General features: G+C 42.1%; 10 protein-coding genes. 6 read left to right on the top strand and 4 right to left on the bottom strand.

Translation table 11 applies throughout. From position 1 onward, the window contains the following. Window positions 1-75: 75 nt before the first annotated feature. Together ISG33_RS09275 and ISG33_RS09280 are read left to right on the top strand one after the other, a co-directional pair. Complete coding sequence (locus ISG33_RS09275) at window positions 76-369, top strand: hypothetical protein (protein WP_195733322.1); 294 nt, start codon at window positions 76-78, stop codon at window positions 367-369. Between the two features lie 108 nt (window positions 370-477). After that, window positions 478-876: a hypothetical protein gene (locus ISG33_RS09280; RefSeq protein WP_195733323.1), complete on the top strand. Its 399-nt coding sequence runs from the start codon at window positions 478-480 to the stop codon at window positions 874-876. Window positions 877-1,031: 155 nt separating this feature from the next. Here ISG33_RS09280 and ISG33_RS09285 read toward each other — a convergent pair whose 3' ends face one another. Beyond that, a complete protein-coding gene (locus tag ISG33_RS09285; RefSeq protein WP_195733324.1) occupies window positions 1,032-1,409 on the bottom strand; it encodes a hypothetical protein in 378 nt (125 codons plus the stop codon). 493 nt (window positions 1,410-1,902) lie between these two features. Here ISG33_RS09285 and ISG33_RS09290 point away from each other — a divergent pair, with 493 nt between their 5' ends. Further along, complete coding sequence (locus ISG33_RS09290) at window positions 1,903-3,570, top strand: methyl-accepting chemotaxis protein (protein ID WP_195733325.1); 1,668 nt, start codon at window positions 1,903-1,905, stop codon at window positions 3,568-3,570. A gap of 73 nt (window positions 3,571-3,643) precedes the next feature. Here the strand turns inward: ISG33_RS09290 and ISG33_RS09295 are convergent, their stop codons facing one another. Together ISG33_RS09295 and ISG33_RS09300 are read right to left on the bottom strand one after the other, a co-directional pair. After that, on the bottom strand, window positions 3,644-4,903 hold the full coding sequence (locus ISG33_RS09295) for a hypothetical protein (protein ID WP_195733326.1): 1,260 nt from the start codon (window positions 4,901-4,903) through the stop codon (window positions 3,644-3,646). A gap of 224 nt (window positions 4,904-5,127) precedes the next feature. Beyond that, the gene (locus tag ISG33_RS09300; protein WP_195733327.1) at window positions 5,128-6,003 is read right to left on the bottom strand and encodes a LysR family transcriptional regulator; all 876 of its coding nucleotides are present in this window, start codon (window positions 6,001-6,003) and stop codon (window positions 5,128-5,130) included. A 150-nt stretch (window positions 6,004-6,153) separates the two neighbouring features. On the opposite strand from ISG33_RS09300, the gene ISG33_RS09305 reads away from it, so the two are divergent. From ISG33_RS09305 to ISG33_RS09315, 3 genes are read left to right on the top strand one after another with little or no spacing between them, the layout of a single operon-like run. Next, window positions 6,154-7,392, top strand: coding sequence for an MFS transporter (locus ISG33_RS09305; protein ID WP_195733328.1), 1,239 nt, complete (start codon window positions 6,154-6,156; stop codon window positions 7,390-7,392). Between the two features lie 54 nt (window positions 7,393-7,446). After that, window positions 7,447-8,556 carry an efflux RND transporter periplasmic adaptor subunit gene (locus ISG33_RS09310; RefSeq protein WP_195733329.1) on the top strand — a complete coding sequence of 370 codons (1,110 nt, stop codon included), beginning with the start codon at window positions 7,447-7,449 and terminating at the stop codon, window positions 8,554-8,556. A gap of 8 nt (window positions 8,557-8,564) precedes the next feature. After that, window positions 8,565-11,696: an efflux RND transporter permease subunit gene (locus ISG33_RS09315; protein ID WP_195733330.1), complete on the top strand. Its 3,132-nt coding sequence runs from the start codon at window positions 8,565-8,567 to the stop codon at window positions 11,694-11,696. Window positions 11,697-11,721: 25 nt separating this feature from the next. Here the strand turns inward: ISG33_RS09315 and ISG33_RS09320 are convergent, their stop codons facing one another. Then, window positions 11,722-11,913, bottom strand: a complete 192-nt coding sequence (locus ISG33_RS09320; protein ID WP_195733331.1) for a hypothetical protein — start codon at window positions 11,911-11,913, stop codon at window positions 11,722-11,724. Window positions 11,914-12,014: the final 101 nt, after the last annotated feature.

Below are 12,014 nucleotides of genomic sequence, written 5' to 3' on the forward strand. Positions count from 1 at the left end.
ATGTCATGCCACTTGCATTCGCAAGCGCCACGCCATAACCTGGTCACCCGTTAATCGGGTGTTAGGTGTACATGCATGGAAATAGTTAAGGGCCTTATTGCTGGATTTATAGTTTTTGTGGGAATCATGCTATTTTTGGGTTACCTGCCAAAGTTGATTTCTAAAATATACGACCCACCTAATATGAAATTTATTAAGAGGTACTTTGAGGAATCTGGGTGTATCGACGTAGAAATAACACCTCACTCAGCACATTATGGTGTTCGATATACGAAAAATGGAAACCGCCTATATGCAAAATGCCTTGCTAAAATAAAAGAAGAAAAAATTGAATGGGTTGGAAAAAAGCCGGAATGGGCCAACACCTAACAAGTGTGTCATGTTCGCCGCAAAAAAGCGCGGCTAGGACTGGCATTCCGCTGGCGCTACATGCCAGCCTCATACACAAGCGTTATGCGCCAAACAGAGAGCAGAGTAATGTTTAGAATCATAATTGTAATTTCACTATTTTTTTCAACGAATTGCTTCTCAGGAGAATTCGCGAAAGAGGCTAATGAGAATCCATTTTTAAATGGTGAACTGAATCCCAAGTATGAAGGCGAAATCACAGCCCTCGGTGGTACAGTTATCGACCACATTGTTGTTGAAAATAATAACCTGTACAAACTTGACCTTAAAATAAAAGGAATTAAACCTATTTGGGTCACGAGTTTTATCAAACCAAAAGGAAAGCAGATTATTCAAAAAGGTGATCGAGTTGTATTTAAAGGATATATCTCAAAATCTATAAGTCTCGATCCTTCAGGTGAGCTTAGTTCAGACATAAAAGCTAACAGTCTTTTGATGGCAATATATGTACAAAATCAGGGCGCATAACAAACCAATGAAGACGGACGTTCGCAAAGAGCGCGAACGGCGCTTAATTTGGTGCTAACTAAGTGCGGGCAAATTTGGCAAATGTTGTAGCCTAGATTATCACTACAAATCCTAGTCGCTGCGCGTAAATTCAATACCATCATATTCAAGCTTTGTTAGCTATCTACCTTTCTGTAAAACATGTTGCCAAACTTTGATTCAAATACATAATAAAATTTACGATTGCCTCGATATAAACTAGGGTACTCATCAATCAAAGGATGATATTCTTCTAAATGAATACGAAATAAGAATGGGGGAGCGTTGCGATAATATTCAATACTTCCCTTAATTGTTTTAATGTTCCCATCTTTGAGTTTCTCGTGAAATAAGAACTTATCGTTTTCAGTAATTTCAAATGAAAAATGTTCCTTTTGCCAAGTAGCGTCGCTACCTGGATAAAAATTGATGTCGATAGAATAAGAGCCAACAATTCTATCTTTTGTTATAGGATAGTTACACAAAGGGCTCATCGACCCTGCTACAGAACTCATAGTAAAACAGAATCAAAACAAACATTGAGTGTAAAACTAGTGGTAAAGTCTCTCTGTGCTCTGCTTAGATCAGTTACTCGTGCTTTTCATTTTTGTGCTTGAACAACTCTGTCGGATCCATAATTAACACCTCTGTATAAAAGCTTTGTAAGGCTTGTTAGTTTGAAATCTCATGCGTAGACAGGCGATTGGTTCAGGAAAAGATTAATTTGAGCGCCAATGGCACGGTGAATGAGTTGCATCACTTTGCTCATGTACTTGGGTACCTTGCTAACATCAATTACATAATTTTGTCATAATCTTAGACTATACTCCATTCTTGGGTTCATAGAATAATGAACCTGTCGATATATGACTTAGTACCCGAGCTGGAAATATTAATAAACTCAGTATCTTCGTTTTGAAGAGCAACATTGCTGTTGTTAGTATTTAGCTTTAGGGTAAATTGATGATAAACGGACTTTCTAATTCATTTTTTTGAAGAGTCCTTACTATGCAAGATCAGCGAATCTCCCCATCCTCTACATCTCGAAGAGGCGCATTTCAGCTCACTACTTTAAAAACGAAAATCTTAGCTCTACTCACAGCGGCTCTTTTGCTTGTGGGTGTTATTGCACTCATTTCTAATATGCTCTTGTCGAGCAAAATTGATACCTTCAAGCAACTTATTGAGGTTGATAATGTGGCTGGGGCAGAAATTGGTAACTTGAACCTACAGTTTAAAACACAGGTTCAAGAATGGAAGAATGTCCTTTTGCGCGGTCATAACAAAGAAGATAAAGATAAATACTGGTCGAAGTTCGTTTCCCAGCATGAGAAAGTGCAAAGGCAAGCTGAGTCGATTACCGCTCTGGCGATTTCGCAAGATCTGAAGGATAAAGTGACGGAGTTCAGAAAAATTCATGCAAGCTTGCTAACGCAATATGAACTGGGTTTGGAGAGTTTCGAAAATAGTAATTTCGATCACAAACAAGGTGATGCGAGAGTAAGGGGTATTGACCGAGCCCCCGGAACGGCGCTTCAAGCTCTGGTTTCTCAAGTTCAGGAACAAATAGCGCTGAAGAATGCTGCTTTGCAATCAAGTGCAGAGCGCTCTCAATGGTTCACTGTTGTCGTGATTTTATCTGCGCTTATTGCCAGTATCGTGATATCTAACCTTTACATGAATAAGGGTATTATAAAACCTATTGTTGGTCTCATTGCCCAATTGCGTGCACTAAGCAATGGTGATTTTAGTGATCATCACAATCTTGACCGTTCAGATGAAATTGGTGAAATGTCGTATGCTATTCAACTGTTAAATAATAAGTTAAGAAATGTTTGTACGCATTTAGAGCAGACCCAGAATAAGCTAGAGCTTGTTAGCAGTGGTTTGAGTCAGGGGGCCGATAAACTAGTTAATAGTGCTCATTTGCAGAATCAAAAGACGATGGATGTATCGACCGCAACCGCTCAAATGATCCAAATCTCTTCTCAAGTAGCAGGTGACATTCAACAAGCGACAGAGCTTGCTGAAAATGCAAAGAATTCGGCTAAATCAAGTCAGGATGTCATGTTAGAGACCATCGAAACAATTCGCTCCTCGTCTCAGCAAATCCAAAACACAGCCACAGTGATTGAGCGTTTAGATGATGACGCTAAAAATGTAGGTAGCGTAGTGGATGTGATCAACAGTATTGCAGAGCAGACTAATTTACTTGCTTTAAATGCGGCAATAGAGGCAGCTAGAGCGGGTGAGCAAGGGAGAGGTTTTGCTGTAGTAGCCGATGAAGTGAGGACCTTAGCATCGAGAACTCAGAAGTCGACAGAAGAAATTCAGCTTATTATCGCTAAGCTGCAGAAGGGGGCTTTGGATGCTGTGGAGGCGATTCAGCTAGGTAGCAATAATGCTCAAATTAGCGAGGACAAAGTGCAACAAGCTGACAGTATCTTAAGGACCGTTGATGATTCCGTATTGAGTATTACCGAATTGAATCAGAAAGTGTCTTTGGCGATGACTAACCAAGAGCAGGCGAGTGCCAATATCAATCTCACTATTGAAGATCTCAGACAGCTTTCGAAAACGAATCAGTTGGAAGCTGCAGAGCTCGGTAAAGAGAATGCACTTCTCTCAGAAGTAAAAGAAGAACTAGCGGCAGAGGTGAATACCTTGAGTAGCTAACACTGAGCTAGTGCATTTTAGCTGCCCTGCCCATATCAAAAGGAGCTCTATGGAAAAGGTCGTTCTTGCTCGCTTAGTCTTTCGTCTCTAACACCGGATTTCCCACTTGATACAAGGTGGTCATTTCTAAGGTGATGCCCTCTTGAGCAAAAGACATGCTGGAAAACGTACCGTCAAGCTTGGCTAAATACTTAGCATTAATCGGTCCGACTTGAAGTTCTACGTTGGCGTTTTTATTGCCTTCCAGCTTTTGTAAGGTGGTTGGCATTGCTGCAAGCGGGTTAGCCGATGATAACCACATTTGATACTCAGCTCGTTTTTCCTCACCGTTTAACAATTCAGCTGTGGCCAAGTAGCTACCGAAGGTGCTTAATAGCCAGCCATCATACTCGAGCACGGCACCAACTGCCTCGCCCTGACGTTCGCCCTCTACATGCCAATCATTACCTTTCACGCTCACTGAATACTCATGGGAGAGGCTACCATCTTCAACAGAATACTCATAAAGATTAATAAGCGAACCGTCAATACGAGCGAATTGTTCTACAAAGGTGTCTGATTTTGATATTGCAGCGCTGCTAGAAGGGAATAGCATAGTATTATACTGGCGAGTGTGCACATCACCATCTTGATCTAGCGAATGCACTTCTCGAGAGTAGCCCATCGCAATACCATTAAATGACATTTTAAAAGCGTTTTCAAAAAACACATTACTGTCTTGTTTGGGTTTCGCCGCAGCAACAAAGGATTCAAAAACCGCTTTAAAAGTAGCGCGATAACCCACTTCATTATGGAGGCACATGAGTAAGTTATCACCTGTTTGAGCAGTTAAGGTTTTTAAGATGCCAGAAACAGCTTCCCCCGGTTTTCCTAGAGTGTATAGAGTATCGAATAGCACGTATGCTACTTCATCACTAACACCAATATCTAAGGCAAAGTTTCTGCGCTTCGTCAACGGCTTGTCATAGGCCTTTTCAATCGAAGGTAGGGTGCTATCAACAACGTTCGACACGGCATTGGCAGGCCCATCAAAACTTGCAAAAATATGGCACTCTACAGGTGCGTTGGTGGCAATATCGATAGTGTAATACCAATAGCCCTCACTTCTCCCTTTCAGCAAAAGACTTCCTTTCACAGCACCACCGAAGCCTAAGTCCGTATTCTTGAACTCAGTTGAAGTGTCAATAGCGGTCTCACGCGCTAAAGAGTCTACAAACCAGTCTGGAAAAGCACTCACATCAACTAAGTTTTTTGCATCACTCTTTTCAATTACACTGAGGTTTACACAAAGGGCTATAACGATAGTGGTAAAAAGCGTAGGGTAATTCTTCATGAAATCCTTTCCTTGGTAATATATGGACGAATGCTTTTTCGAGCTTTTCGGCGAGACGTATGCAAGCGATGAATTTGATTATAAGGCGGATTAAAGCTATTTGCTACTTCCTGTGACAGGTGTCTTGTTGACTAAGTAGGTCTGTTGCAATGTCTTATTGTGGAAGCTTTGTAAGGCGCGTTAGTTTGTAATCTCATGCGTAGACAGGCCATTGCTTTTTTTACTCACTGTAAACTAGCACTCAGAATATCTACAAACTCTCTGATTGCTGGTCTTAGCTGTTTTCGAGATATATAAGTCGCGTATATATCTAAACTCGACGTACTGTAGTTTGGTAGTAATCTATGCAAAGAATCGTTTTGTTGCATAAATTCCGGCATCGTAAAAACGTAGTCATTTTGCACACTGACTTGTTTAACCAACCACGGGTTTGTTGATAAGAAAATGGGTTTACAATCAATCATAATCGAATCTCCCGCTATATCTTTGGCACTTAGGTCAATGTGATATCTATCTTTTGGGCGAAGCACCGCTACGGGGGCATTTGATAACTGTTCGATTTTGTTTATTTTTGTGTGTTGGCTGTTAGTACGACAATAAAAGCCTGCACGTAAATGACACAGTTTTTTTGCGATAACATCCATGTAACCAGGTTTACCAGCGCGGATCGCGATATCAAAACCTTCATGCACAATGTCTACCTGTCGGTTGGTCAATTCAACGGTGGCTTTACACTGTGGGTAGGTTTTTAAAAACTGACTTAGCGCATCCGACAACAAGCCTTGTCCAAACGTTAAAGGTGCGCAAATATGCAAGGTACCTGATGGCGTATCTCGTAGTGATTCTATAAGACTTTCTGCACTTTTTGCTTCGTCTATCATGCGCTGTGCATGTTGCGCAATCAACTTACCTACTTCGGTAATGTGTAATGAGCGCGTTGTACGATCAAAAAAGCGTACCCCTGCTAGTGTTTCCATTTTGGCAATTCGTCGGCTAAATGTCGCAACTGGCATATTCATTTGCCTTGCTGCTTTGGCAAAGCTGCCGGCTTTGGCCGCTTTTACAATCGCAAATGCATCGTCAATATTCTGAATGATCATTTTTTAAATCCCTTGAATGTATACATATCATTATTATTCCATTTTGAACAATAAAGAAACTCAAAATAGGCTACTAGTGAAGTATAGGTAATCATTCTACTATTGTGCTTAACTTAGCCAAATACGAACACGCATTAACGAATTTCTACTATGAAAAAACTACTACCAGTATTACTACTTACCTTGGTAAACACGTTGTCGTTTAGCTTGCTGATACCCGTGATACCAGTCATGTTAAGAAACTGGCAAATGCCCGACTGGACATTCGGTTTGATTCTCGCGTTATTTAGTTTTTGTCAATTCTGGGCCGCACCTATTTTTGGTGCCCTCTCTGACCAATTTGGTAGACGCAACATATTGCTAATCACCCAGGGCGGCACCTTTATCTCTTGGCTTTTGTTTGTCGTCCTATGGTTTGTCGAATCCATGTTAGTGCTACCAGTCTTTATTTTGTTAGCCTTCTTAATCGTATTGCGAGTAGTTGACGGACTTACTGGTGGCAATAGTTCGGTCACTAATGCATATTTATCAGATATCACAAGCAAAGCGGAAAAAGCCCGCTATTTTGGCTATTTGAGCGCTACTATGGGCGTGGGTATGATTGTAGGCCCCGCAATCGGTGCATATACCATCGCTTCCCAATATGGCTATTTGTTAACTGCGTTGGTAGGGGGGCTTTTGAGTTTATTAACACTTGGTTTTATCGCCTTTGGATTGCAGGAATCATTAAAAGATAAGGCTCGGGCGAGTTCAATTGATTGGTTCAAGCCATTTAAACTGCGTTCGTCATTTAGTGATCTTAAAGGACAAAAAGTTGTAAAAAATATACTCATTGTGCGCATATTTTTAGGTGCAACACTAGCATCGTACACCTCAGTAATGGTGTTTTATCTACTTGATCAGTTCGCGCTCACCGAAATACAGATTGGTAACTTTTTGTTTTTTGTCGGTGGATTTGCCATTTTCAATCAACTGGTGTTGATACAACCCATCGTTAGTAAACTAGGCGAGGCAAGAGCTCTTGCACTTGGATTATTCTTGCTCTTTATCGGGTTACTTAGCTTTCCTTATGTCGAGCTCTACAGTGTTTTGCTATGTGTTTATTATCTAGCAAATTTAGGCTTTAGTATTTGCTTACCGACTATTAAATCGGTGCTGACAACGCAAACAGATCCAACGAGGCAAGGCAGTATATTAGGGCTAGAAGAGAGTCTTGGCGCATTAACGATGGCAGTAATGCCGATTATTTCAACTTCAGTATACTTATTTATTGGTGTAAAAAGTTTCTGGATTTGGGGAAGCTTGTCAGGCTTAGCTTGCGTGTTTCTGTTAGTGACTTGTCAGGGAATTTGGTCAAAAAGTCTTGCAACGAAGTTAACAAGCTCATAGTTAATTGCGTAGCATAAATACCTATACTTTTACTTTAAAAATGAGGAAATACTGGTGAAATCTTTTCAATTCGTTCATGTCGTGCTGCTTTCAATCATAGCAGTGTTAGCCGGTTGCTCTAAACAATCGTCCGACAACCAAAACCCATACGGAGAGGCCATGCCTGCAGCGGTGATGAAGCCTTTGCAACGTGAAGTGAGTCAGTACGACGAATATACAGGGCGCTTCAGAGCATCTGAGCGAGTTGAAGTTAAGGCGCGTGTAAGTGGCTTTTTGCAACAAGTTAATTTTGAAAATGGCGGGCAAGTAGAAAAAGGACAGACACTATTTATTGTCGACCAGCGACCTTTTCGTATTGCTTATCAATCGGCTAAAGCAAACTATGAAGTGACAAAGCGTGAGTTTGAGCGTGCACAACGTTTACGTCAAAGTAATGCTATTTCACAAGAGGAGCTAGAGCGTCGCCAACAAGAGCTCGTTATAGCACAGGCCAACTTCGAACAAACTAATTTGAACTTAGAATTTACCGAGGTAAAGGCTCCAATCAGTGGGCGTATTAGTCGAAGCTTCGTTGATCAAGGCAATTTAATCAGTGGGAACGACGCTGGCGGCACATTACTCGCCACGATTGTCTCTATTCAACCGATTGATTTTTATTTTGAAGGTAGCGAACTTGACGTGCTGACTTACGTTCGACGCGCTCAAGAAGAAGAGAATACCGCAGAGCGTGGAAAGCAGTGGCCTGTAGAAGTGAAGCTACAGGATGAGGATGATTTCGTTCATGTCGGTATGATTGATTATGTTGCCAACGAATTAGATTTAAGTACGGCAACGATTGAAATACGAGCTTCATTTGAAAATACTGATGAAATCCTTGAGCCAGGTATGTTTGGTCGATTGCGTATTGCACCTCAAGCACCCTTCAAGGGCATATTGATTCCTGACCGAATTATAGGATCTGAGCAAGTGCGCAAATATGTTTACGTCGTGGGTGAGGAAAACGTGGTAAACCGCAAATATCTCACCCTCGGTACATTAACCAAAGACGGCATGCGTGTTATAAAAAACGGGCTATCGGCAGATGACGTGGTGGTTACGGGTAACTTGCAAATGCTTCAGCCAGGAATGAGTATTAACCCCATTTTTAATAACGATAATTTATAGGTATCAGTATGAAAATTGCACATTTTTTTATTGATAGACCGAGGTTTTCAGTCGTTATTTCCTTACTGATTGTCATTTTTGGGATGCTTGGATATTTTGCTTTGCCGGTTTCGCAATATCCAGATATCGCACCGCCACAAATACAAGTGAGTGCAAGTTATCCTGGCGCCAATTCAGAGACGATTGCGACCACAGTTGCTGCGCCACTTGAGCAAGAAATAAATGGCATTGAAAATATGCTCTACATGTCGTCACAAGCGACTAATGATGGTTCACTTACCATTAGCATAACCTTCAAACCGGGCACAGATCTCGATACAGCTCAAGTGTTAGTGCAGAACCGAGTATCTTCGGCTGAGCCCCGTTTACCAGAGCCAGTGCGCCGCTTGGGAGTTACTACGGCTAAAAATTCTCCCAACATGTTACTAGTCATAAACTTGTTTTCGCCAGACAAAAGCTACGACCAAACTGCGATAGGTAACTACGCCGTTTTGCAAGTCATAGACCGCTTGGCAAGATTAGATGGCGTGGGCAATGTTCAACTGTTTGGTGCCAGTGAATATTCAATGCGGATTTGGCTCGACCCCGACCGCCTAGCTTCTTTTGGTTTAACAGGAAGCGACGTACTTGCTGCCATTAGGGCGTCAAATATTCAAGTGGCAAGCGGTACGCTTAACCAACAGCCTGTGCCATCTCAACAAGCATTTGAAATTAATATTGAGACGCAAGGACGTTTGAATAGTATTGAAGAATTCGAAAATATCATTGTAAAAGCCGATCCAAGTGGTAGTTTGTTGCGATTAAAAGACGTAGGCAGAGTTGCCTTGGGTGCACAAAATTATGCAACCCGTGGCTACTTAGGCACTACGCCAACCGTTGCTATGCCAGTGACTATGCGCCCCGGTGCCAATGCGCTTGAAACTGCAGAGCGATTAAAAGAATCAATGATTGAGTTATCTAATACATTTCCACCTGGTATTGACTACAGTATTACCTACAACCCCACTAGCTATATCGAAAAGTCGATGGAAGAGGTGTACCTTACATTGGCGCAAACAATCGTGCTTGTTGTTGTCGTGATCGTTGTATTTTTGCAAAGCTGGCGTACGGCAATTATTACAATTGTAGCTATACCTGTGTCGCTAATTGGCACATTTGCGCTAATGTCTGCATTTGGCTTTTCGTTAAATATGCTGAGTCTATTTGGTTTAGTGCTTGCGATTGGTATTGTCGTGGATGATGCAATTGTGGTGGTCGAAAACGTAGAGCGGAAAATGCGAGAGGGCTTGCCGCCAGTTGAGGCAGCCAAGCAAACCATGGATGAAGTGACAAGTGCCCTCATTGCTACGAGTTTAGTGCTGGTGGCGGTATTTTTACCGACCTTGCTAATGGAGGGAATTAGCGGTCAGTTTTACAAGCAGTTTGGTGTAACGATTGCGTCCGCAACGATGATTTCTACCATTGTATCAATTACTTTGAGTCCTGCGATGGCGGCTATGGTAATGCGCCCTCAAAAAGAACAAGCTGAACAAAAAGGTTTATCTAAAATTGGCGCTAAATTTAATGATTTCATGAACGCGCTTGGCGAAAAGTACTCAGCATTAGTCAAAAAGCTGGTGAGAATGACGCTTATTAGCACAATAGCCTACATTTGTTTGGTTGGTTTGGGGGCGTTTCAGTTTAGCCATCTTCCTACCGGATTTATTCCTGAGCAAGATCAAGGGTATGCGATCATTGGTATTCAGCTTCCATCGGGTGCCTCGTTAGATCGAACAGACGCAATTTTACAAGATGTGATTGAGTCTATGCTTGAAATTGACGATGTAGAGAACACTGTGTCATTTGCCGGTTTCTCGGGCGCTACATTCACCAATGCGAGTAACGCCGGTGCGATCTTTGTTGTGTTTAAGCCCTTTGAAGAGCGCCGAAATGTAGACGCAATTATTAATGATATGCGCGCTGCTGTAGGCGGCATTGATGAAGCGTTTGTGGTCGTGATCCCACCACCTGCGGTGGACGGAATCGGTAGCGGTGGGGGATTCAAAATGATGATTCAAGATATTAGTGGGTCCGGTGCACAAGCGCTCGAGGGCGCTACCTGGCAAATGGCCATGGCAGCTAACCAATCTCCAGAAGTAACCTCTGCTTTCACCTTTTTTGAAACCAGTACACCAAGATTATATTTAGATATCGATCGCGAGCGTGCAAGACAGCTGAATGTGCCGCTTCAAAATGTGTTTGATGCATTGGAAATCTATATTGGCTCAGCCTACGTGAATGATTTTAATTTGTCTGGGAGAACCTTTAGAGTGACTGCACAGGCAGATAGCATGTTCCGTTTAACTGAAGATGATGTAACGCGTCTTCGAGTACGCAACGACAACGGTGATATGGTGCCAATTGGCTCTATTGCAACGATTGCCAACACCGCTGGCCCGTCGCGCGTGCCGCGTTATAACCTTTATCCGGCGGCGGCATTGACGGGTGATACCATGCCTGGCTTTAGTTCAGGTCAAGCTATCGCAAGGATGGAAGCCATCGCGGACGATGTGTTACCTGCAGGTTTTGCTTTTGAGTGGACCGAATTAGCTTATCAAGAAAAAAACACCGGCAATACTGCAATTATCGCCTTTGCACTTGCCGTGCTATTTGTTTTTATGTTGCTAACTGCACAATATGAGAGCTTTTCACTGCCGCTTTCAATTATTTTAATTGTGCCTATGTGCATCTTATCTGCTGGAATTGGTTTGCTGATAACCGGCATGGACAACAATATACTGACCCAAGTCGGATTAATTGTATTGGTAGGTTTAGCGGCCAAAAATGCCATTATGATTGTGGAATTCGCAACACAAAATAAGACTAGTGGTATGTCAATTTTTGACGCCGCAGCTGAAGCATCTAGACTGCGTTTACGTCCTATATTAATGACCGCATTCTCGTTTATTTTTGGGGTGATTCCTTTGTTAATAGCAACTGGTCCTGGCAGCGAGATGCGCGAGGCCATTGGAATTACGGTATTCAGTGGCATGTTAGGCGTCACGATATTTGGATTAATATTTACGCCCGTTTTTTATGTTATCTGTTCGAAAATGAGTATGTGGAGAAAGGCGGATATAAGCGCAAAGGCCAGTGAATGAGAGCATCTGGGTGGTGTTATGAAACCTATGTCAAAAGGACATAGGTTTTTACTTCAGTGACACGCTTCAATTCCTTTTCAATATAATATGGCAACGACTTTCCGTGAGGAGAAAGATTCGCTTGAAAGTCTGGATAGTGACGCTCAACCAATTGATAAAGCATTGTTTGCTCTGGTTGGTGACGTTGATACGTGTATTTGTTTGCAACTTGCGACAATGGCGTCCTTGCCACTAATTTATTTTGTGTAGTTTGCTGAAAATAGCTACGCTTGAATACTGGATTTAGCACCTGAATTTGAATAGTGTTCAGCTTCCGCT

The sequence above is a fragment of the Marinibium conchae genome (assembly GCF_015595035.1).
Classification (GTDB): domain Bacteria; phylum Pseudomonadota; class Gammaproteobacteria; order Enterobacterales; family Alteromonadaceae; genus Glaciecola.